Annotated in this window: 14 protein-coding genes and 1 tRNA gene; 7 read left to right on the top strand and 8 right to left on the bottom strand. The window is 70.5% G+C overall.

Translation table 11 applies throughout. The features are described from left to right. Positions 1-65: 65 nt before the first annotated feature. Entirely contained in the window at positions 66-977 is a 912-nt protein-coding gene (locus AC1RSK_RS11800; protein ID WP_492907733.1) for an N-formylglutamate amidohydrolase, read from the bottom strand. Between the two features lie 149 nt (positions 978-1,126). On the opposite strand from AC1RSK_RS11800, the gene cpdR reads away from it, so the two are divergent. The 4 genes from cpdR to AC1RSK_RS11780 all read left to right on the top strand — a co-directional run bounded on the left by cpdR (position 1,127) and on the right by AC1RSK_RS11780 (position 4,935). Further along, positions 1,127-1,486: a cell cycle two-component system response regulator CpdR gene (cpdR, locus tag AC1RSK_RS11795; protein ID WP_492907732.1), complete on the top strand. Its 360-nt coding sequence runs from the start codon at positions 1,127-1,129 to the stop codon at positions 1,484-1,486. 77 nt (positions 1,487-1,563) lie between these two features. Next, positions 1,564-1,638: transfer RNA gene (locus tag AC1RSK_RS11790), tRNA-Val, on the top strand. A gap of 291 nt (positions 1,639-1,929) precedes the next feature. Beyond that, a complete protein-coding gene (locus tag AC1RSK_RS11785) occupies positions 1,930-2,337 on the top strand; it encodes a helix-turn-helix domain-containing protein (RefSeq protein WP_487297025.1) in 408 nt (135 codons plus the stop codon). A gap of 177 nt (positions 2,338-2,514) precedes the next feature. Continuing rightward, on the top strand, positions 2,515-4,935 hold the full coding sequence (locus AC1RSK_RS11780; RefSeq protein ID WP_492907731.1) for a putative bifunctional diguanylate cyclase/phosphodiesterase: 2,421 nt from the start codon (positions 2,515-2,517) through the stop codon (positions 4,933-4,935). A 160-nt stretch (positions 4,936-5,095) separates the two neighbouring features. Here the strand turns inward: AC1RSK_RS11780 and AC1RSK_RS11775 are convergent, their stop codons facing one another. From AC1RSK_RS11775 to AC1RSK_RS11750, 6 genes are all read right to left on the bottom strand, one after another. Continuing rightward, the gene (locus tag AC1RSK_RS11775; RefSeq protein WP_492907730.1) at positions 5,096-6,451 is read right to left on the bottom strand and encodes an acyl-CoA thioester hydrolase/BAAT C-terminal domain-containing protein; all 1,356 of its coding nucleotides are present in this window, start codon (positions 6,449-6,451) and stop codon (positions 5,096-5,098) included. A 32-nt stretch (positions 6,452-6,483) separates the two neighbouring features. Then, complete coding sequence (locus AC1RSK_RS11770; RefSeq protein ID WP_492907729.1) at positions 6,484-6,708, bottom strand: helix-turn-helix transcriptional regulator; 225 nt, start codon at positions 6,706-6,708, stop codon at positions 6,484-6,486. Further along, positions 6,698-7,321, bottom strand: coding sequence for a hypothetical protein (locus AC1RSK_RS11765; protein ID WP_492907728.1), 624 nt, complete (start codon positions 7,319-7,321; stop codon positions 6,698-6,700). The genes AC1RSK_RS11770 and AC1RSK_RS11765 overlap by 11 nt, the downstream gene beginning before the upstream one ends. 176 nt (positions 7,322-7,497) lie before the next feature. Next, positions 7,498-10,731, bottom strand: coding sequence for an efflux RND transporter permease subunit (locus tag AC1RSK_RS11760; RefSeq protein ID WP_492907727.1), 3,234 nt, complete (start codon positions 10,729-10,731; stop codon positions 7,498-7,500). Positions 10,732-10,733: 2 nt separating this feature from the next. Continuing rightward, positions 10,734-11,882 (bottom strand): efflux RND transporter periplasmic adaptor subunit, encoded by a 1,149-nt coding sequence (locus AC1RSK_RS11755; protein WP_492907726.1) that lies wholly within the window; start codon positions 11,880-11,882, stop codon positions 10,734-10,736. Positions 11,883-12,012: 130 nt separating this feature from the next. After that, positions 12,013-12,378, bottom strand: a complete 366-nt coding sequence (locus tag AC1RSK_RS11750) for a hypothetical protein (protein ID WP_492907725.1) — start codon at positions 12,376-12,378, stop codon at positions 12,013-12,015. A 57-nt stretch (positions 12,379-12,435) separates the two neighbouring features. Here AC1RSK_RS11750 and AC1RSK_RS11745 point away from each other — a divergent pair, with 57 nt between their 5' ends. Continuing rightward, the gene (locus AC1RSK_RS11745) at positions 12,436-13,716 is read left to right on the top strand and encodes a sulfatase family protein (RefSeq protein ID WP_492907724.1); all 1,281 of its coding nucleotides are present in this window, start codon (positions 12,436-12,438) and stop codon (positions 13,714-13,716) included. A gap of 139 nt (positions 13,717-13,855) precedes the next feature. On the opposite strand, the gene AC1RSK_RS11740 is transcribed toward AC1RSK_RS11745, so the two are convergent. After that, positions 13,856-15,400: a helicase HerA-like domain-containing protein gene (locus tag AC1RSK_RS11740; protein WP_492907723.1), complete on the bottom strand. Its 1,545-nt coding sequence runs from the start codon at positions 15,398-15,400 to the stop codon at positions 13,856-13,858. Between the two features lie 344 nt (positions 15,401-15,744). Between AC1RSK_RS11740 and AC1RSK_RS11735 the strand changes: the two genes are divergently transcribed. Then, entirely contained in the window at positions 15,745-16,896 is a 1,152-nt protein-coding gene (locus AC1RSK_RS11735; RefSeq protein ID WP_492907722.1) for an AI-2E family transporter, read from the top strand. A 330-nt stretch (positions 16,897-17,226) separates the two neighbouring features. Continuing rightward, positions 17,227-22,077: an NAD-glutamate dehydrogenase gene (locus AC1RSK_RS11730; RefSeq protein WP_492907721.1), complete on the top strand. Its 4,851-nt coding sequence runs from the start codon at positions 17,227-17,229 to the stop codon at positions 22,075-22,077. Positions 22,078-22,201: the final 124 nt, after the last annotated feature.

The following is a 22,201-nucleotide window of genomic DNA, read 5'->3' as shown; positions in this document are numbered from 1 at the left end:
ATCGCCCTCCTTGCGGCGATCGGCCTTGCCCTGAGCGTGGCGCCGTCCCCCTCCCCCGGGGAGGGCTAGCCAACCTCCCGCCAGCCCGCCGCCAGCGCCTGCGTCAGTCGCGCCACGTCGGCCTTCAGCGCCGCCAGCCCCTCGGTCGGTTCCTGCGTCTTCTCATCCAGATACAGGGCCCGGTCGATCTCGATCTGCAGGGCATGGATGCGGCGGGCCGGGCGGCCGTAGAATTCGGTGGTGTAGCCGCCGGCGTAGGGGGCGTTGCGCACCACCCGGTGGCCCATGGCCTCCAGCTCCTTCTCCACCAGCCGCGTCAGCCCCGGGGCGCAGGCCGCCCCGAAGCGGTCGCCCAGCACCATGTCGCAGCCCTTGCCGTGGCGCGGGGTGACCACCGTTTTCGCCGCCGCCGAGGGCATGGAGTGCCAGTCGATCAAGATGGCGACCCCGTGCGCCGCATGGGCCTCGCCGATCAGCTGGCTGAGGGCGTCGTGATAGGGCCGGTGGGCGGTGTCGATGCGGGCCTGGGCCTCGGCGAAACGCAGCTTGCGGCCGTAGATCTTCTGACCCTCGCCGGCCAGCTTGGCGATCGCCCCCAGGCCCGCCGCCACCCGCGCCGTGCGGCCCTGGACATGCGGCGGCAGCTCGTCCTCGAACATCGCCGGGTCCAGTTCCCAGGGGTCGCGGTTGAGGTCGATGTAGGCCCGCCCATAGCCAGCGGTGATGCAGCTAGCCCCCAGGACCGGGGCCGCCGCGATCAGTTCGTCGACGAAGGCGTCCTCCGAGCGGCGCACCAGCGCCTCGCCAACCGCCACCGCCGCCAGCATCTCCGGCGGATAGATCCGTCCCGAATGCGGCGAGGCGAAGATCAGCGGCGTGGCGGCGACGCCAGGCCCCGGCCGCGCGACGCGGAAGGCCTCGGTCCCAGGCAGGGCTCTGGCCGGCTCCAGGTTCCGGTCCGGATCGGTCAGCGTCATGGCGGCAATTTCATCCGGGCCCGGCGCCGGGTCAAAGGCTTTCGCTTCAATTTGACGCTCGCCCGAGGCGGGAGGTTCACCCGCCCTTTACGGGTTGGGGTTTAAGGTTAAGGGACCAAGGTTCTCTGCAAGGGTCTCAAAAAACCTCCATGCCCCGCATTCTGCTGGCCGAAGACGACGATTCCCTGCGCAACTTCCTCAGCCGCGCCCTTGAGCGCGCCGGCTACGACGTCCGCGCCTGCGCCGACGGCGAAGAGGCGGCCAGCTGCCTCGACGAGGACTGGGACCTCCTGCTCACCGACATCGTCATGCCCGGCATGGACGGCATCGAGGTGGCGCGCCACGCCGCCGCCCGCCACCCCGGCCTGCGCATCATGTTCATCACCGGTTTCGCCGCCGTCGCCCTGTCGGCGGGCGAGCGCGCCCCGGCCGGCGCCAAGGTGCTGTCCAAGCCGATCCACCTGCGCGAGATCGTCACCGAGGTCGACCGGATGATGGCCGCCGCCTGAGTCGCGAGACTGTCGTGCAGATGGGCTGTTGCGCGGCCGGAAAAGCCTCGCTATAGACCCCGCCTTCCTGCCGGTTCGGACGCGTAGCTCAGCGGGAGAGCACTACGTTGACATCGTAGGGGTCACAGGTTCAATCCCTGTCGCGTCCACCATTCCCCCATCCCGGGTAACGACTCACCGGCCTCCGAAGGGGCGAATCGGCCGCCGCGCCCGTTCATCCGCAGGCGTAATTGGCCCTCCATTCCCCAAATGCGGGAATAAACTCGCCAAAACTTTGAATTCCTGCGCAAATCGGGTCTAGAATCTGCGGCCAATAGCCGCCCACGCTTGCGCTGACTGCCGCATAGGTGGAGAACCAGATTTCAGGGTTGTGTGCTTGACCTTGGTGCGTTCCTAAGTTTCTCGTCATTCAGAGGGACGAGACCACGACCGGAGATATCGATTTGCCCCGTCCTCAGCACGCCGCGCCCGATCCCATCGACGTCGCCGTCGGCGCCCGGATGCGTATGCGCCGCAAGACCCTCGGCCTGACCCAGACGGCCCTGGCCGAAGCGCTCGGCATCACCTTCCAACAGGTGCAGAAGTACGAGCGCGGCGCCAACCGCGTCTCGGCCTCGATGCTGGTCCGCGCCGCCAAGCGGCTCGACTGCCCCGTCGCCTTCCTGGTCGGCGAGGAGCCCGGCGGTTTCCCGACCGACGAGACCCTGCTGACCATGCTGGCCTACCCGGGCGCCATCGACCTGCTGCACGCCTACACCTCCATCGAGGACGCCGGGTCGCGCAACGCGGTGGTCACCGTCGCCCGCGCCCTGTCCGGCCAGGAAGCCCGCCGGTCCGCCGAAGCGGCCTGAACGGCTCCATCTCCGCCGATTGCGTTGAGCGCCTCTGGTTCTGCAACCAGGGGCGTTTGGCGTTTCGCGATCTGCTCATTTCGAGGGATCGATCGTCGCACCGTCCCAGACTGAAACGCTTTTTTTGCAACTGACCCTGATACTGCCCCGATAATCCTCGTTTGAAGGGGTGGGGCGTTGTTCAAGGTCATCACGTGTCTCGTCAGCGAGCACGACTTCCGGCTTGTCTTGCTGGCCGGGCTGGTCTGCTTCGCGGCGTCACTGACGGCGATGAGGCTCTATTCCCGCATGACCGGCGCCAGGGGTCTGGTGCGCGGGGCCTGGCTGCTGCTGACCGCCCTGGTCGCCGGCTCGGGCGTCTGGGCCACCCACTTCCTGGCCATGCTGGCCTACAAGCCCGGTCTTGAGACCGGCTTCTCTTCCACCTGGACCGTCGGCTCGCTGATGATCTCGGTCGCCTTCATGGCGGCAGGCTTCTACGCCTCCCTGCTGGTCGACGACGAACGCTCCAGCAAGACGGCCGGCGGCATCCTGGTCGGGCTCGGCGTCGCCGCCATGCACTACTCGGGCATGTCGGCCTTCATCACCCAGGGCCACCTGTCCTGGGAGCCGGTCTATATCGCCGCCTCGGCGGTGCTCGGCGTGATCGGCGCCACCGCGGCGCTGATCATCGTCGGCAAGGGCCGCAAGCTCTGGCAGCAGTTCGCCGCCGGCGGCGCCCTGACCCTGGGCGTCTGCGCCCTGCACTTCACCGGCATGGCGGCCATCACCATCGTGCCCGACGCCAGCGTGGCCGTGCCGCCGTCGCTGATGGGCGTCGGCATGATGACCTTCGCGGTCGCCTCGATCACCGGCCTGATCATCCTCGGCGGCCTCGGCGCCCTGCTCATCGAGGCCGGCGCCAACCGTTCGGCCCTGGAACGCATCCGCACCCTGGCCAACGCCGCCTACGAAGGCATCGTGGTCATCCAGAACGGCACGATCAACGACGCCAACAGCGCCTTCTGCGAACTGGCCGGCGCGCCGCTGGAAGACCTGATCGGCACCCCGCTGATCGGCGGCCTGCTCAGCTTCGACGACGCCCTGCAGTCGGCCGAACTGCGCCGCGAGGCGCATCTGCAGCCGCTCGGCGACGCCAAGGCCATCCCCGTCGAGGTCCTCTCGCGCCTGATGGACGACGGGGCCCGCGCCGAGACCTCGGGCCTGGAAGTGCTGGCCATCCGCGACCTGCGCGAGCGCCGCTCGGCCGAGGAGAAGATCCGCTACCTGGCCGAACACGACGGCCTCACCGGCCTGCCCAACCGCAACGCCCTGCAGCTCAAGCTGGCCGCTGCGCTTGATCGCGTGGAAGCCTCCGGCGAATCCCTGGCCGTGGTCTGCATCGATCTGGACCACTTCAAGGAAGCCAACGACCTGCACGGCCACCAGGCCGGCGACCAGGTGCTGGTCGAGACCGCCCGCCGGCTGGTCGCCGACCTGCAGGCCCCCAGCTTCGCCGCCCGCCTCGGCGGCGACGAGTTCGTCGTCGTCCAGATCACCGACCAGGACCAGCCGACCGCCGCCGCCGAACTGGCCGGCGGCCTGCTCGACACCCTGAAGGTGTCGATGAGCTATGCCGACCAGGAGATGGCCATGGGCGCCAGCCTGGGCGTCTCCCTCTATCCCGACGACGGTCGCACGGCCGAGGCCCTGCTGGCCAACGCCGACATGGCCCTCTACCGGGCCAAGGAAAGCGGCCGCGGGGCCTATCGCTTCTTCAAGCGGGAGATGGACGAGACCATCCGCGAGCGCCGGAATCTCGCCCGCGAACTGCGCCAGGCGATCACCGACGAGGAGCTGGTCGTCCACTACCAGCCCCTGGCCCGCGCCTCGGACGGCGAGGTCTGCGGCTTCGAGGCCCTGGTGCGCTGGAAGCATCCGGTGCGCGGCATGGTGCCGCCGCTGGACTTCATCCCGATCGCCGAGGAATGCGGCCTGATCGGCCCGCTCGGCGAATGGGTGCTGCGCCGCGCCTGCGCCGACGCGGCCAGCTGGGACCGGCCCCTGCGCATCGCCGTCAACCTGTCGCCGCTGCAGCTCAACAACCCGGCCCTGCCGACCCTGGTCCATGAGGTGCTGATCACCACCGGCCTGTCGCCGGCCCGGCTGGAGCTGGAGATCACCGAGAGCGCCCTGTTCAAGGACTACCAGCGGGCGCTCGACAACCTGCGCCGGCTCAAAAGCCTGGGCGTCCGCATCGCCATGGACGACTTCGGCACCGGCTTCTCGTCGCTGTCGACCCTGCAGTCCTTCCCGTTCGACAAGATCAAGGTCGACAAGAGCTTCGTCGAGAACATCCATCGCGACGAGCGGGCCACGGTCATCGTCAAGGCGGTGCTGGGCCTGGGCCGCAGCCTCAACATCCCGGTCGTCGCCGAAGGGGTGGAGACCGAGGAGCAGCGCGAGTTCCTGCGCGGCGAGGAGTGCGCCGAACTGCAGGGCTACGCCATCGGCCGCCCGGCCCCGGCCGAGACCCTGGGCGCCTGGACCAACCACGGCCCGATGCTGCCCCCGCCGGCCAACGACAAGCCGGTGCTGCGGCGCAAGCGGGCGGCGTAGCAGCCATCGCGTCCACCACCTTTCTGTCATCCTCCGGCCGCGCGCAGCGCGGACCGGGGGACCCATGGCGGCTCCGGAAAGATTCCCTGGCGATCTTCACGCGGAGAGTTGGGTCCCCCGGTCCGCCACGCGGCCGGAGGATGACAGCTTTGGGGAGCAGTTAAGGCTTCAGCGTCCGCTTCAAGAACCCCAGCACCTGCGGCCAGGCGTCAGCCTGGGCCCGGGCGTTGGCCTGGGCCGTGCCGCCGCCGCGCGCCACCTCGCCAAGCGTCGGGGTCCAGCCGTCGCCGCCGACGTCGTGTCCGGCCTTGGGGTAGAGCAGCAGGGTGGTGTCCAGCCGCCGGGCCTTGCGGACTTTTTCCAGGTTCCGCGCCATCACGCCCGACTTCCACTGGCGGTCGTCGCCACCGGCCACCAGCATCACCGGGCCCGGGAAATCCTCGACGCGGATGCGGGCGGCCGCTTCCCGCTCGGGGTGCAGGGCGCGGCCGTCCTCGTGGATTTTCAGCAGGTCAGCCTTGGGCCCGGCCAGCAGGCCGTCGACGAACCCCTTGTAGGGCATGAACGGCAACGCCTTCCCCGCAAAGGCGAAGGACGAGCGCGTGCCCTCCGCCTGCAGCATCTCCAGGCCCCAGCCCTCCCAGACCACGTCCGACGGGGCGAAGGCCACGACCGAGGTCAGCCAGGGGTATTTGCTCGCCGCGATCAGGGCGAACTCGGCGCCCTTGGAGCCGCCGAACAGGGCGATGCGGCCGGCGTCGACCTCGGGCCGCGTCTTCAGCCAGTCGCGCAGCTCGGCGATCTGGTCGATGCGGATGTCGATGAAGCTGCCGGGCAACTCGGCGATCTGCTTGGGCGGCCCGGCCGGTCCCCAGTCGGCGGAATAGTAGGGCAGGCCGACCACCGCATAGCCCAGCGACGCCAGCTTGCGGCCATAGCGCAGGCTGGCCCCCGTGCCGCCGTCGGCCCCGTGCAGCACGACGATGACCGGCCGGGGCTTGCCGCCGGGCAGGCGATAGAGGCTGGCGGCCGGAAAGCCGGGGATCGGCTCCTCGATCACCCGCGGGTCGAAACCGAGCAGCCGAACCATGCCCTCGGCGACGGCCTGGCCGTCGACCACGGCCTTCAGCCGCACCTCGCCGGTCTTCCAGTCAGCCGGCAGCGGATCGGCGGTGGGCTGCATCGACCAGAACAGCCCGGCCCGGTCGACGCCTTCGTAGGTCCCCTCGCGGGCCGCCGCGCGGGACAGGTCGATGGTCCCTCGCGCGTCGGCGGTGAAGCTGGCCCAGGACCGGTGCACCCCTGCCGGCCGGCCGAACCGCCGCTCGGCGGTGATCCGCACAGCCGACCCGGCCAGCAGCCCCTCCAGCCGCACGATCAGCGGCGATCCCTGCATCACCTCCACGCCGGGCGAGAAGGTGAAGCGGGGGCCCGTCTGGGCGGCCGCGCCGCCGGCCATCAGGCCGCAGGCTCCCGTCAGCCCCAGCAGCAGGGCCCTTCGTCTGTCGATGTGCATGGCGATCAAGTCCTCGTCTCGAAGGGAAGCGCTCAGCCGGCCGGCGGCGATTTCCAGAAAAACACCTCGTCCACCCCGCGCCCGAACACCTGGGCCAGCCGCATGGCCAGCTCCAGCGACGGGGCGTAGCGGCCGGTTTCCAGCGAAATGACGGTCTGGCGGGTGATCCCCACCGCCCTGGCCAGGGCCTCCTGGGTCATCTCGCCGTGGTCGAACCGCAGGCGGCGCAGATGGTTGCCGATCGGGCTACTCGCCATCGGCCTCTTCCGCGTCGAAGGGCGGCCTCGCCGCCGCCCAGTAGCCGACCAGCTGGGCGGTGGCGTAGGCCAGCCCGCCCAGCAGGATCAGCACGATCAGGATGTTGCCGATGACGAAGAGGGTCAGCCGCTCCTGCACCACGACGGGCGCGAAACCCATGCCGACGGCCGCGACGGCCAGCGATCCGGTCAGGGCCCAGAAGCCGGTCCGGGCCCCCAGGTTGGCCATCTCGCTGTCGCGCTCGTCGCGGGTGCGGTCGCGCGGCCGGATGATCAGCCAGGCGATGACGGCGGCGGCGCCCAGGGTCCAGTTGTCGATGGCCAGGGTGTTGCCAGACCCCAGGTGCAGGTCGACGCCGCGCAGCAGCGACATGGCCAGCTGGCCGCAGACCACCCCCCAGCCGACCACCGCATGCCAGGCCCCGATCTCGCGCCAGCCGGGGACGTCGAGGTCCGTCTTCCGGCGCCGCTCCCAGACCACCTTGCTGGCCACGGCCGCGACCACGAGGACGGCGGCCCCAAACAGGCCCGCCGGCAGGGGCCAGGGCAGAGGCGCGGCCAGAACCGCGCCGAGCCCCAGACTGCCCAGCAACGCCACGATGATCCGGATCACGCCCATGCCCTCGACTTGAGATGTACGTTTAACCGGACATTGTGTCGTGTCAAGCGGACATGATTCACGTTCTCTGTCCGCTCATCCCGGCGAACGCCGGGACCCATTTGCCAGAGCGCGGGCGATTCCGATTGGCCACCTATCTCGACTTCCGACAACTGATCGGCTCCCGTTCTTCAGGCATCGAGATCACGCGGATGGGTCCCGGCATTGACGCTTCGCGCCGCCCTTCGGGTCGCCGGGATGAGCGGGGCTTCGGGGGACGCCCTTCCCCACGCCGCCAGGGTCGGCAGAACGATCAAGGTCAGGGCCGTCGCCGTCAGCAGGCCGCCGATGACCACCGTCGCCAGCGGCTTCTGCACCTCCGCCCCCGGCCCGAAGGCAAAGGCCATGGGCACGAAGCCGAGGATCGCCACCAGCGCCGTGGTCAGCACGGCGCGCAGCCGGGCCGTCGCCCCCTCCAGCGCCGCCTGGGCCGGGTCCAAGCCCTCCGCAAGCCGCCGCCGGATCGCCTGCATCAGCACCAGGCCGTTGAGGGTCACCACGCCGGAGACGGCGATGAAGCCGACCGCCGCGCTGATCGACAGCGGCATGCCTCGCGCCAGCAGGGCCAGGGCCCCGCCGACCAGGGCCAGGGGCACGCCGGCGAAGACCAGGGCCGCGTCGCGCATCGACCGCAGGGCCAGGTAGAGCAGGAGGCCGATGGTGGCGAAGACGATCGGCACGATCAGGCCCAGCCGGGCGCTGGCCCGCTCCAGGTTCTCGAACTGGCCGCCCCAGTCGAGCCAGCCGCCGGGCGGCGGCTTCACCTGCCCGGCCACGGCGCTCCGGGCCTCGGCGACGAAGCTTCCCAGGTCGCGGCCGCGCACATTGGCCTGCACGACGATGCGGCGCTTGCCGTTCTCGCGGCCGATCTGGCCCGGCCCGTCGGCTGTGTCGAACCGCGCCACGGCCGACAGCGGGATGGTCGCGGCGCCGGACGGGGCGTCCTCGGCCATGACCGGCAGCTGGGCCATGACGGCCGGATCGTTGCGCAGGTCTTCGTCCAGCCGCACCACCACATCGAACCGGCGGTCGCCCTCCAGCACATGGCCGGCCTCCCGCCCGGCCAGCGCGATGGCCAGGGCGTCGGCGGCGTCGCTGGCATGCACCCCCTGCGCGGCCGCGATGGTGCGGTCGACCGTGGCGGTGATGGTCGGCTGGCCGGAGATCTGCTCGACCCGCACATCGGCCGCCCCGTCAATGCCGCGCAGGACGGCGGCGACCTGCTGCGCCGTGCGGCTCATGGCGGCGAAGTCGTCGCCATAGACCTTGACCGCGACGTCCGAGCGGACCCCGGCGATCAGTTCGTTGAAGCGCATCTGGATGGGCTGGGTGAACTCGTAATTGTTGCCCAGCAGTCTGCCGAGCGCCGTCTCCATGCGCGCGACGAGCTGCGTTTTCGACAGGTCCGGGTCAGGCCATGCCTTGCGATCCTTGAGCATGACGAAGGTGTCGGAGATCGACGGCGGCATCGGGTCGGTGGCGACCTCCGCCGTGCCGGTGCGGGTGAAGACCAGCGCCACCTCCGGCATCGCCTTCAAGGTCCGCTCGACGCGGAACTGCATGGCCTGGCTCTGTTCGAGCGAGGTCGAGGGCACGCGCATCGCCTGGACCAGGATATCCCCCTCGTCCAAGGTCGGCACGAACTCCCGGCCCAGCAGCAGGAAGGCGGCCAGCCCGACCAGCAGGCTCAGCCCGGCGGCGGCGAGGATGGCGCGCGGCCGGGCGATGGCCCAGGCCAGCATCGGCGCATAGCGGGCCGTGGCGGCGCGGGTCAGGCGGGTCTCGCCATGCCCCGCTTTCGGCTCGCGCACCCACAGGGCGGTCAGCGCCGGCACGAAGGTGAAGCTGAGGACGAAGGCGCCCAGCAGGGCCAGCATCACCGTCGCCGCCATCGGCCCGAACATCTTGCCCTCGACGCCCTCGAACATCAGCAGCGGGGCGTAGACCAAGAGGATGATGGCCTGGCCGAAGGCGGCCGGCGGGGCCATCTCGCGGGCCGAGCTGGCGGCGATCGACAGCCGCTGCGCCGGGGTGAGGGCGCGCGCCTCCGCCTCCTGTGCTTGGGCCAGCCGGCGCAGGGTGTTCTCGATGACCACCACCGCCCCGTCGACGATAAGCCCGAAGTCGAGCGCCCCGAGGCTCAGGAGATTGGCGCTGATCCCGAACCGGTTCATCGCCGAGGCGGCGAACAGGAAGGACAGCGGGATGACCAGGGCGGTGATGACCGCCGCCCGCGCGTTGCCCAGCGCGAAGAACAGCACGGCGATGACCAGGGCCGCCCCCAGGGCCAGGTTGTGCTCGACCGTGCGGATGGTGGCCTCGACCAGCTGGGTGCGGTCCAGGACCGGGCGGATGAGGACGTCCGGCGGCAGGCTGGGGGCGATGTCCTTCAGCCGCTGGCCGACCCGTTTGGCCACCTCGCGCGAGTTCTCGCCTTGCAGCATCATGGCCGTGCCGACGACGGTCTCACGACCGTCGGCGCTGGCCGAGCCCAGGCGCGGGGCGCGGCCGGTCTCGACCTTGGCCAGGTCGGAGACGCGGATGACCTGGCCCTGGCGATTGAGGATCGGCGTCTGGGCCAGCTCCTCCAGGGTTTTCACCCGGGCGTCGGCCCGCACGATGTAGGCCTCGCCGGCCCGATTGACGTAGCCGGCCCCGGCGATGCGGTTGGCGTGCTCCAGCGCCTCGACCAGCTGCACCAGGCCCACCCCATAGGCGGCCAGCCGGGCGGGGTCGGGATGCACCGCGTACTCCTTGACGTAGCCGCCCTGCACATCGATGCCGGCGACGCCCTTCACCGTCTTCAGCTGCGGGGCGACGATCCAGTCCTGGACGGTGCGCAGATAGGTCGCCTTCTCTTCGTCCGTGACCAGCCGTTCGCCCTCGGGCGTGACGTAGGCGGCGCCGGGCTTGGCCGGGGCGCCCTTGAATTCGAGCGTCCAGATGAAGACCTCGCCCAGGCCCGTGACCACCGGCCCCATCGTGGGCGCCAGGCCAGCCGGCAGGTCCTCGCGCGCCGCCTGCATCCGTTCGTTGACCAGGCCCCGGGCGAAATAGATGTCGGTGGCGTCGGTGAAGACGGCGGTGATCTGCGAGAAGCCGTGCCGGGAGAGCGACCGCGTCTCGGTCAGGCCCGGCAGGCCGGCCAGGGCGGTCTCCAGCGGGAAGGTGACCTGGCGCTCGACCTCCTCGGGCCCCAGGGCCGGGGCGACGGTGGTGATCTGCACCTGGCGGTTGGTGATGTCGGGCACCGCGTCGATCGGCAGCCGCAGGAGCTCGCGCCCGCCCAGCAGGGCGAGGACGGCGGCCAGCAGCACGATCAGCCAGCGGAAGCGGACGGAGGCGTCGATGATCCTGTCCAGCATGGTCAGTGTCCGTGCTCGGCTTCGCCCTTGGCCAGTTCGGCCTTGAGCAGGAAGGCGCCGGGGCCGGCGATGCGTTCCGCCCCGGTCAGGCCGCTGAGGATTTCGGTCCGGCCGGCGGCGGTGCGGCCAGTGACGACGGCGCGGGCGCGAAAGCCCGTGGCCTCGACGACGAACACTGAGCTGCGGCCCTCGACGGTCTGCACCGCTTCGCTGGGCACGGTCAGCGCCCCGCCTCCGCCGCCGGATTTCAGCCGCGCCGACAGCACCGCCCCGGCCGGCGGCATGGCCCCGGTGGAGCGCGCCCGCACCGTGACCACGCCGCGTTCGTTGACCGGCGCGATGGCGATGACGACGCCGGCGACCGGCTGGCCATCGCCGGTGCGTCCCTCGATCGCCCCGCCCACCCGCAGCAGGGCGGCGGCGGCCGGCGGCCCCTCGAACACCAGCTCGACGCGGCCGGCGTCGGCCACCGCCGCGACCTCCTGATCCTCTTCGTGCAGAACCTGGCCCGGCGAGGTGGTCAGCCGGGTGACGACCCCGGCGACCGGGCTGCGCACCACCACCCGGCCATCGGCGCCGGGCGAACCCCAGGCGGCCAGCCGGGCGCGGGCGGCGCGCAGCTGGGCCTCGGTGCGGCGGGCCTCGGCCTGGGTGATGTCCAGCCGCGAGCGGGCGACATAGCCCCGCTCGAACAGCGACTGGTCCCGTCGCAGGGCGGCCTGGGCGGCCTGGTCGCCCGCCACCGCCGCATCGACCTCGGCCCGGGCCCCGGCCCCTTCCGGGCTGCGCAGGGTGACCAGGGCCGCCCCCGCCCGCACCGGCGTCCCCGGCCCGACATGCACCTGCAGCACCGTGCCCGGCAGGGGCGCATCGACCACCGCCTCGGCCCCGGGCGCGAACTCCACCCGGCCGGGCAGCATCAGTTCCGATCCGCCGCCGCGCTCCAGGCCGACGACCGTGACGCCGGACGCGGCGGCCTTCGCCGGGGCGAGGGCGACAAAGCCTTCCTCCGCGCCCTCCTCGTGTTCCTCTTCGGCGTGGGCCTGCGTTTTCGGGGCGCCGGTGGGCATCAGGCGGGCGGCGCCGAAGCCCAGGCCCAGGGCGGCGATGACGGCCACGCCAGTCAGCAGCCAGTGTCGTTCAAGGGTCATTCTGGTTCTCGCGGGGCCCACGGACGGGCCGACGGATGGTCGGGGTCGGGCGCGCGTCGCCCTGGGGCGCCGCACGGCCGGTCGTGTCAGGGGAGGGGGCGCGCGGACCGGGAGGCCGGTCGGCGGCGGTCTACGACCTGGGCGGTCGGTCCGGCCCGGCGGGCGCGGCGAGCGGCGCCAGGGTGCGCTGGGTCCAGCCTGGGGCGGTCGTGAAGACCACGGGGGCCGGGAGGGAGGCCTGCGTCGCCGCCACCGCGACCAGCGAGCCGTGACAGCAGCCATGGCCGCAGGCGGGGCCGCAGTCAGTGCAGTCGTCGAAGTCGCAGGGGGCCGGCAGGTCGGCGGTCGCCGAGGCCACGATGGTCGCGCCCGTCTCGAAGGCCGCGGCCGGCGTCGAGACGGCCGTGGCCGCCAGCGCCATCAACAGGGCGCCGAGCAGTCCGATCCGTCCCAGCAGGCGAAAGGCGGCCGTCAACATCGGGGCGGGCTGTAGCACGGCTTTCCCGCCCGGCGAAAGCTTGGCTACTGTCGCGGTTCAAACCCAGGGGCCGCCATGACCAGACCGCGCAACATCATCGTCATCCTGGCCGACGACCTCGGCTATGGCGATCTGGGCTGCGACGGCGGGAGCATCATCCGCACCCCCAACCTCGACCGCATGGCGGCGGAGGGGACGCGGCTCTCCGACTTCTACGCCTCGGCCAATCTCTGCACCCCGTCACGCGCCGGCCTGCTCACCGGCCGCTACGCCATCCGCCTGGGCCTCGCCGACCAGGTGATCCAGGCCTCCGAGACACGTGGCCTGCCCACCAGCGAGCTGACCATTCCCAAGCTGCTGCAACCGACCCACGCCACCGCCCTGATCGGCAAATGGCACCTGGGGCACAACGGCGATCACTGGCCGCCGACCGTGCACGGCTTCGATACCTTCAAGGGCCTGCCCTACAGCCACGACATGCAGCCGCTGGCCCACTACGAAAAGGTCGGCGACGGTCCCCTGACCGAACGGCCGGCCGACTTCCCCAAACTGACCCAGACCTTCTTCCACGACGCCTTGGCCTTCGCCGAGGAGGACCGCGACCGGCCCTTCTTCGTCTTGCTGGCCTTGACCGCGCCGCATGTGCCGCTGGTCCGCAACGACGACGCGGCCTGGGATTCGCCGGCAGGGGCTTACGGGGATGTCGTCGAGGAGATTGACCGCAACGTTGGCGGCCTGCTGGACCGGCTGAAGGCCCTGGGGCTCGACGAGGACACCCTGGTCGTCTTCACCTCCGACAACGGCCCCTGGTTCGAGGGCTCCTCGGGCCCGTTCCGCGACCGCAAGGGCGGGGCCGGCTGGGACGGCGGTTATCGCGTCCCCTGCATCCTGCGCCAGCCAGGGACCGTTCCGGCCGGCCAGGTGCGCAACGCCATCGCCAGCAACCTCGACTTCCTGCCGACCTTCGCGGCCATGACCGGCGCCGCCCTGCCGCCGGACCTTGAACTCGACGGCAAGGACCTTTCAGCCGTCATCGACGACGACGCCGCCTCGCCGCACGAGGCCATCATCCTGTTCGACAACGCCAAGGTCGCCGCGGTCCGTACCCAGGATTGGAAATACGTCACCCGCTGCTACTTCCGGGCCTACGAATTGAACGTCGGCCGCTTCAACTACCCCCTGCTGTTCGACATCCGCCGCGACCCCGGCGAGAACTACAGCGTCGCCTCGCTGCACCCGGACGTCACCGCCGCCCTCAAGGCCCGGCACAACGCGGCCCGCGCCCACTACGAGCCGATGACGAAGCTTTTCCCGCCCTACGTCCGTCCCGCGGCCGCCGACTGGCATCCGGACTGAGGGTGGTCCCCCGTAGGCGAGATCCGGCCTGTCCGGCGGCTGATCCGGCCACTCCGGCGGACCCCAGGGAGGTCATAGGGTGTTGATTTAGAAGACTTATTTCTTTCCCGCGCCGTGCTACAATGGCCGCTTCGACACCCTACCGCTTGAGACCACCCAAGACCCCCCGCAGCAGCGCCCGGGTCAGCTGCGGCACTACCGTGCGGACCACCGACTTCAGCACCGTCTCGCCCATGCCCATGCGGCTGGAGGCGCGGCCTCTGGGCGCCGGCCGGCTGGCCTCCCGCTCGCGCCGCGTCTGTTCCCTGGCCCATTCCTTCTCCTGGGCCTCGCGCTGCTTGGTGATCTGCGCCTCGGCCGCGTCCAGCTCTGCCTTGCGCTGGCCGTCGGCGGTCTTCTGGTTGATCCGCTCGAAGGCCGACTCCCGGTCCTGCGGCGTATCGTAGAGGCCCTTCACCGGGCTGCGCCCCTGCACCGCCGCCCGCTCTTCGGGGCTGGCCGGTCCCAGGCGCGAGGCCGGCGGCCGGATCATCGTGCGGGCGGTCACCGTCGGGGCGCCCTTCTCGTCGAGCACGCTGACCAGGGCCTCGCCGACCCCCAGGCCCTGGATGGCCTCGGCGGTGTCGAAGGCGGGGTTGGGGCGGAAACTGGCGGCGGCGGCCCGCAGGCCCTTCTGCTCGGCCGGGGTGTAGGCCCGCAGGGCGTGCTGCACGCGGTTGCCCAGCTGGGCCAGCACCGTCTCGGGGATGTCGGCCGGGTTCTGGGTGACGAAATAGATGCCGACGCCCTTGGAGCGGATCAGCCGAACGACCTGCTCGACCTTCTCCATCAGGGCGCGCGGCGCGTCGCGGAACAGGAGGTGAGCCTCATCGAAGAAAAAGACCAGCCGCGGCTTCTCCGGATCGCCGATCTCGGGCAGCTCCTCGAACAGTTCCGACAGCAGCCACAGGAGGAAGGTCGCATAGAGCCGCGGGCTCTGGATCAGCCTGTCGGCCGCCAGGATGGAGACGATGCCCCGGCCCGAGCCGTCGACCCGCATCAGGTCGCTGAGGTTCAGGGCCGGCTCCCCGAACAGGTTCTCGGCCCCTTGCGTTTCCAGCTGCAGCAGGCCGCGCTGGATGGTCCCGACCGTCGCCGCCGAGACGTTGCCGTACTTGACGTCGATCTCCTTCTCGTTGTCGGCGACATATTTCAGCGCCGCCTGCAGGTCCTTCAGATCGAGCAGCAGCAGGCCCTCGTCGTCGGCCATCTTGAAGACGATGTTGAGCACGCCTTCCTGCACCTCGTTGAGCTCCATCAGCCGCGACAGCAGCAGCGGCCCCATCTCCGAGATGGTGGTGCGGACCGGGTGGCCCTTCTCGCCGTAGAGGTCCCAGAACACCGTCGGCGGGCAGTCGGGGCGCAGCTCCAGCTTCATGCCGGCGGCGCGGGCCAGCATCTTCTCGTTCGGGGTTCCGGCCACGCAGATGCCGCTGAGGTCGCCCTTCACGTCGGCGGCGAACACCGGCACCCCGGCGTCGGAAAAGCCCTGGGCGAGGATCTGCAAGGTCACCGTCTTGCCCGTCCCCGTCGCCCCGGCCACCAGCCCGTGGCGGTTGGCGCGGTCCAGCCGCATCACCTGCGGCCCGCCCTCCGTCTCTGGAGCCATGCCGACAAACAGCGCGCCTTCGGGAACGTCGACCATGCGGGGCTCCTTATTACGGGTCGGCCAAGGCTTAGCGTGGCGAGGCGGCGACGTCACCGAAGTTCCGCTCCCCGCCCTTGGGGCGGGGTGGCTTGGGCGAGCGCTGCAAGCGAGCCCAACCGGGGCGGGACTTCCACCGGCGGTCGTGCGCCGAAGCCGCCGCCGGCGTCCAAGGGAACGCGCCAATCCCCAACCGCCGTTGGGCCCGCCTCCTGGTCCGTCGCTCACGCTCCGAACCGTCCTCCGCCCGGAGGGCGGAGAGCGAACGCACCTCGCGCCATCGCCTTGCGCATTGACGAAATCTCCCCCCGCCCCGACTCTGGCGCAGCAACACAGGACGCCCCATGCCCCCCGCCAAGCCCCTCTTCGACGGCGTCTCCCGCAACGCGGTCGTCATCATGGCGGTCATCGCCTCGGGCGCCGCCCTCTGGCTGCTGCGGGGCGTGCTGACCCAGCTGGCCCTGGCCGTCTTCCTGGCGGTGACCATCGACGGCTTCTCGCGGGTGCTGGAGCAGCGCCTGCCGAAATTCCCCAAGGCCGCCGCCCTGCCGACCGCCATCGGCCTGACCATCCTGATCCTGATCGGAGTCGTCTGGCTGATCGCCGTGCAAGGCATGGGGTTCGCCGACCAGCTGACCGGCTACGGCCCCCGGCTCGAAGGCCTGCTGGCCAGCACCGCCCACACGCTCGGCATCCAGAACGTGCCCAGCCTCGGCGAGCTGATCCGCCGCGCCAACCCCGGCCAGTATGCCGACGACATCGCCAAACAGACGCAGAGCATCCTGTCCGACACCTTCTTCGTGCTGATCTACCTGGCCTTCCTGATCGCCTCGCGGCGCGGCTTCCGGCGCAAGATCGTCGCCATGTTCCCGCACAACGCCGAGCGCGAGGAGGCGGTGGTCATCTTCCAGCGCATCCGCAACGGCGTGGAGCAGTATCTGTGGGTGCAGACCGTCACCGGCCTGATGATCGCCCTCGGCTCCTTCCTCTGCATGTGGGCGGTCGGCCTGGACAACGCCCTCTTCTGGGCCTTCCTGATCTTCCTGGCCTCCTACATCCCGATCATCGGCGGGGTGATCGGCGTCGCCCTGCCGCCGCTGTTCGCCCTGATGCAGTTTCCGACCGTCGTCCCGGCCATCATCATCGCCGTGGTCCTGCAGAGCGTTCAGTTCATCGTCGGCAACGTCATCCAGCCGAAGATGCAGGGCGACAGCCTGAACATCGATCCGGTGGTGGTGCTGCTGTCCCTGGCCTTCTGGGGCCTGATCTGGGGCATGCCCGGCATGTTCCTCTCCACGCCGCTGACGGTCATGGCGATGATCATCCTGGCCCAGTTCAAGGGCTCGCACTGGATCGCCGTGCTGCTATCGGCCAACGGCAATCCGGCCGGCGCCCACGGTCGCCACAGCCCGCTGGAAAACGCCCCGGGGACGCCCAGGGAGACCGAGCCGAAGGTGAAGAAAGTTTCACCCAGGCAAAAACCTTCCGCCTCTTGAACGTGTTCAGCGAGCGCCTATCTGTGATCCTGTCCGGGGCTTCCCTCCCCCCTGTAACCCCGGACCATAGAGGCGCCCTCCCTCCCCCCGAAGGGCCCTCGATAAGCCTCGCCACCCCCGCGAGGCACGCGCCGCCGGACCCCCCTCCGGCGGCGCCTTCGTATCTAATCCTCCCTCGGCGCGCCGCAGGCGCGACGGGGGAGGAACGGTCTAAACTCCCGTTCGACAATTCAACGCACTCAGGGTCGATTTTGAGCGCAAACTGCCGCCGAACAGGCTAAAGCGACCGCTAAATCACCCTCAAACGACAAAATTCTCGAGGAAAACGGGATGAGCGGCGCGAAAACCGACCTGGCTGCCAAAGTCGACGACTCTCCGCTGGCGCAGGCCTTCGCCCGTCACCTGAAGACCAAGGCCCTGCTCGAACCCGAGGCCCGCTTCCTGGACCAGGTCGCCGGCGACCTGCAGGCCGAGGAACTGCCCCCCGTTTCGGAAGACGGCCTGGGCGCCATGTTCGCCGACTTCTGGCGCTTCGCCGAGGCCTCCGCCGGCCAGGATCCGGCCGTGCGCCTGCGCCGCTGGACCGATCCGGACGGCAGCGACCTGGGCCGCGACCTCCTCGAAATCGTCCAGGACGACCGGCCCTTCCTGGTCGACAGCATCATGGGCGTGGTGGCCGAGGCCGGCCTGCCCGTGCGGGCCATGTTCCACCCCATCGCCAGGATCGCCGGCCCAAAAAGAGGGGAGGGGGCCCGCTCGCTGATCCAGGTGCAGCTCGACCCCGTCGGCGAGGACCGGGCCCCGGCCCTGATCGAGAACGTCACCGCCACCCTGGCCGACGTCCGCGTCGCCGTCGAAGACTTCCAGGCCATGAAGGCGGTCATCCGCCGCTCCATCGAGGAGCTGGAAAACACCACCCTCGGCGCGGCCGACGCCGACGAGCATGCCGAACAGCTGGCCTTCCTCAAGTGGCTGGAGAACGAACGCTTCGTCTTCCTCGGGGCCCGCACCTACGAATACCCGCGCACCGCCGACGGCGGTTACGCGGCCGAAGAGCCGCTGTACCAGCCCGAAGGCAGCCTCGGCGTCCTGCGCGACCAGTCCCGCGCCGTCCTGCGCCGCGCCTCCGAGCCGGCCATCCTCTCGCAGCAGGTGCGCCGCCACCTGGAGACCGGCCCGGCCCTGACCGTCGCCAAGTCCAACCTGCGCTCCAACGTCCACCGCCGCGCCTACATGGATTACGTCGGGCTCAAGCGCTACGGCGCCGACGGCCTGCCCTCCGGCGAGGTCCGCTTCGTCGGCCTGTTCACCGCCGACGCCTACGAGACGCCGGCCAACGAAGTGCCGCTGATCCGCCGCAAGATCCGCCTGGCCCTCGACCACGCCAGCGTCGTGCCGGGCAGCCACAACGACAAGCGCCTGCGCCACATCATCGAGACCTACCCGCGCGATGAGCTGTTCCAGCTGCCCGAGGGCGAGCTGCTCGAACAGGCCATGGGCATCCTGCACCTGATCGACCGGCCGCGCCTGAAGCTGTTCGTCCGCAAGGACCCCTTCGACCGCTTCATCTCCGTCCTGCTCTACGTGCCGCGCGACCGCTATGACTCGGGCGTGCGCGAGCGGGCCGGCAAGCTGATCGCCGCCGCCTACAACGGCCGCGTCTCGGCCTACTACCCCAGCTTCTCCGACGCCCCCCTGGCCCGCGTCCACTATATCATCGGCGTCACCCCCGGCGGCCACGCCGACCCCGACCTGGCCGAGCTGGAAGCCGAGATCGCCGAGACCGCCCGCACCTGGGGCGACCGCTTCGAGACCGCCGTCCGCGCCTCCGGCCTGCCGACCGCCCCGGCCCTGGCTCGCTGGGCGGGCGCCTTCAGCGGCGGCTACCGCGACTTCTACGCCGCCGACGAAGCCCTGGCCGACCTGCGGGAAATCGACGCCATGGGGGTGGATGAATTCCGCGTCCGCGCTTTCCGCATGGTCGGCGACAGCGCCCTGCGCTTCCGCTTCAAGCTCTACCATCGGGGCGGTCATCTGCCGCTGGCCGACGTCACCCCGATCCTCGAGCATATGGGCCTGCGGGCCCTTATCGAGGACGCCTTCGAACTGACTCCGCAAGGGCCCAGCGGCCCCGAACCGGTCTGGGTCCACGAGTTCCTGCTCGAGGACCGGGCCGGCGAGCACCTGATCTTCGCCGAGGTCAAGGACGCCTTCGAGGCGCTGTTCACCGCCGTCTGGGTCGGCCAGACCGAGAGCGACGGCTTCAATCGCCTGGTGCTGGAGCTGGGCATCTCCTGGCGCGACGCCGCCTTGATGCGGGCCTTCGCCAAATACCGCCTGCAGTCGGGGCTCGACCCCAGCCAGTCGGTGCAGGAACAGGCGCTGAGTGACAACCCCGGCATCGCCCGGCTGATCCTCGACATGTTCCGGGTCAAGTTCGACCCGGCCGTCAAGGCCGACGTCCCGGCCCGCCAGGTCCAGGCCGACAAGGTCATGGCCGAGATCGTCGCCGCCCTGCAGGCCGTCGAGAGCCTCGACGCCGACCGCGTGCTGCGCCGCCTGGCCCTGCTGGTCATGGCCCTGAAGCGCACCAACTTCTACCTGCAGGACGAGCACGGCCAGCCCAAGCCCTACATCAGCTTCAAGGTCGCCAGCCGCGAGCTCGACGACCTGCCGGCCCCCAAGCCCTATCGCGAGATCTTCGTCTGGAGCCCGATGGTCGAGGGCGTGCACCTGCGCTTCGGCCCGGTCGCCCGCGGCGGCCTGCGCTGGTCCGACCGCCGCGACGACTTCCGCACCGAGGTGCTCGGCCTTGTGAAGGCGCAACAGGTCAAGAACGCCGTCATCGTGCCGGTCGGCTCCAAGGGCGGCTTCTTCCCCAAACAGCTGCCGCGCGGCGGCACGCCTGACCAGATCCGGGCCGGCGGCATCGCCGCCTACACCGTCTTCCTGTCGGGCCTGCTGGACATCACCGACAACATCGACTCGGGCAACGAGGTCGTCCGCCCGGCCGGCGTCATCGCCCATGAGGGCGACGATCCCTACCTCGTCGTCGCCGCCGACAAGGGCACCGCCACCTTCAGCGACATCGCCAACGGCATCGCCGTCTCCTACGGCTTCTGGCTCGGCGACGCCTTCGCTTCGGGCGGCTCGGCCGGCTACGACCACAAGGTCATGGGCATCACCGCCCGCGGCGCCTGGGAAGCGGTCAAGCGCCACTTCCGCGAGGCCGGCAAGGACATCCAGAAGGAGCCCTTCACCGTCGTCGGCGTCGGCGACATGTCGGGCGACGTGTTCGGCAACGGCATGCTGCTGTCGAAGCAGATTCGCCTGCTGGCCGCCTTCGACCACCGCCACATCTTCCTCGATCCCGATCCGGACCCGGCCGTCAGCTGGGACGAGCGCGACCGCATGTTCAAGCTGCCGCGCTCCAGCTGGGAGGACTACGACAAGGCCAAGATCAGCAAGGGCGGCGGCGTCTTCGCCCGTTCCCTGAAGACCATCCCGATCACGCCGGAGGTCAAGGCCGCCTTCGAGTTGAAGAGCGACCACGTCACCCCCAACGAGCTGATGACCGCCATCCTCAAGGCTCGCGCGGAACTGCTCTACCTCGGCGGCATCGGCACCTATGTGAAGGCCCGCCGCGAGAGCCACGCCGACGCCGGCGACAAGGCCAGCGACGGCATCCGCGTCGATGCCCCCGACCTGCGGGTCAAGGTGGTCGGCGAGGGCGCCAACCTGGGCCTGACGCAAGCCGGCCGGATCGAGTTCGCGCGCAATGGCGGCCGCATCAACACCGACGCCATCGACAACAGCGCCGGGGTCGACAGCTCCGACCATGAGGTCAACATCAAGATCCTCACCGGCATGGTCGAACGCGCCGGCAAGCTGACCCGCCCGGACCGCGACACCCTGCTGGCCTCGATGACCGACGACGTGGCCCATCACGTCCTCGCGCACAATTACGACCAGACCCTGGCCCTCTCCCTGCTGCAGCAGGACGCCCCGGCCGAGATCGACAACCACGCCCGCTTCATCGCCGAGCTGGAAACCGACGGCAAACTGGACCGCCGGGTCGAGGGCCTGCCCGACCCGCTGGCGCTGCAGGACCTGGCCAAGGCCGGCCAGGGCCTGACCCGGCCGGAACTGGCCGTGCTGCTGGCCTATGGCAAGCTCGACCTGTTCAGCGACATGATCGCCACTCAGGGGCCGGACGACCCGTCCTTCCGCGCCATCCTGCAGGGCTATTTCCCAGAAGGGGTGCAGCAATACGCCGACGAGATGGACCGCCACCGGCTGCGCCGCGAGATCATCGCCACGGTGATGAGCAACGAGATCGTCAACCGCTGTGGCCCGACCTTCGCCAGCCGGCTGAAGACCGCCGCCGCCGCCGACGACGCCGCCCTGATGATCGGCTTCGAGGCCGGCCGCCGGATCATCGGCTTCGACGCCCTGTGGGAGGACGTCGAGGCCCTCGACGGCAAGGCCTCGGCCCAGGGCCAGCTGTCGCTGTTCCGGGCGCTGAGCCACGTCCTGCGCAGCCAGACCTTCTGGATGGCTCGCCGGGCCAAGGCCGGCGACAGCGTCCAGGCCCTGGTCGACCGCTACCGCCCGGCCATGGCCGAGCTGGCGGCCCTGACCCCGGCCATCCTCTCCTCCTTCGAGCAGAAGGCGGTCGCCCGCCGCGCCAAGGCCTTCGCCGCCGATGGCGCGCCGGAGGCCCTGGCCACGGCGGTGGCCGCCCTGCAGCCCCTGACCACCGCCGCCGACCTGATCGACCTGGCCGCCGCCCAGAACTGGCCGGCCCTGGCCGCCGCCCGCGTCTATCACCAGGTCGGCGCCGCCTTCTTCTTCGACAAGCTGCGCGCCGCGGCCGGTGAGAAGCGCGGCGGCGACCACTATGAGCGGATGGCCGTGCGCCGGCTGATCGAGGACATGCTGACCGAACAGACGGCCGTGACCCGCGCCGTCATGGCCTTCGCCGCCAACCCCCAGGCCGGCGAAACCGGCGACCAGGCCGCCCAGACCGTCAAGTCCTGGGCCGCCATGCACCAGGGCCCCGGTCGCGCCGTCCGCCGCACGGTCGAGGAGATCGAACACGCCGGCGGCGGCTGGACCTTCGCCAAGCTGACGATCGCCAACGCGGCGCTGCGCGAACTGGCCGAGGACGCCGCGAAGTAGGGCGGAGGCTCCGCGAAAAACGGAGCCTCCGCTTTCCGGTTTCGATATTGCCAACGTCGGTCGCCGGGGAAAAACAATCCCCGGCGGATTGATGACCGTTTCCCGAAAGAGTTGAGCTCCGCCC

This window comes from Caulobacter sp. GW821-FHT11A05 (assembly GCF_058809015.1).
Note: the sequence above shows the minus strand (reverse complement) of the source record. Positions and strands in the feature narration are given on the sequence as shown.

Bases quoted from the DNA above. Each gene is read 5' to 3' on its own strand.
- AC1RSK_RS11740 (WP_492907723.1), bottom strand. From the start codon at position 15,400: ATGGTCGACGTTCCCGAAGGCGCGCTGTTTGTCGGCATGGCTCCAGAG.
- AC1RSK_RS11760 (WP_492907727.1), bottom strand. From the start codon at position 10,731: ATGCTGGACAGGATCATCGACGCCTCCGTCCGCTTCCGCTGGCTGATC.
- AC1RSK_RS11735 (WP_492907722.1), top strand. From the start codon at position 15,745: ATGCCCCCCGCCAAGCCCCTCTTCGACGGCGTCTCCCGCAACGCGGTC.
- AC1RSK_RS11745 (WP_492907724.1), top strand. From the start codon at position 12,436: ATGACCAGACCGCGCAACATCATCGTCATCCTGGCCGACGACCTCGGC.
- AC1RSK_RS11755 (WP_492907726.1), bottom strand. From the start codon at position 11,882: ATGACCCTTGAACGACACTGGCTGCTGACTGGCGTGGCCGTCATCGCC.
- AC1RSK_RS11730 (WP_492907721.1), top strand. From the start codon at position 17,227: ATGAGCGGCGCGAAAACCGACCTGGCTGCCAAAGTCGACGACTCTCCG.
- AC1RSK_RS11800 (WP_492907733.1), bottom strand. From the start codon at position 977: ATGACGCTGACCGATCCGGACCGGAACCTGGAGCCGGCCAGAGCCCTG.
- AC1RSK_RS11770 (WP_492907729.1), bottom strand. From the start codon at position 6,708: ATGGCGAGTAGCCCGATCGGCAACCATCTGCGCCGCCTGCGGTTCGAC.
- AC1RSK_RS11775 (WP_492907730.1), bottom strand. From the start codon at position 6,451: ATGCACATCGACAGACGAAGGGCCCTGCTGCTGGGGCTGACGGGAGCC.
- cpdR (WP_492907732.1), top strand. From the start codon at position 1,127: ATGCCCCGCATTCTGCTGGCCGAAGACGACGATTCCCTGCGCAACTTC.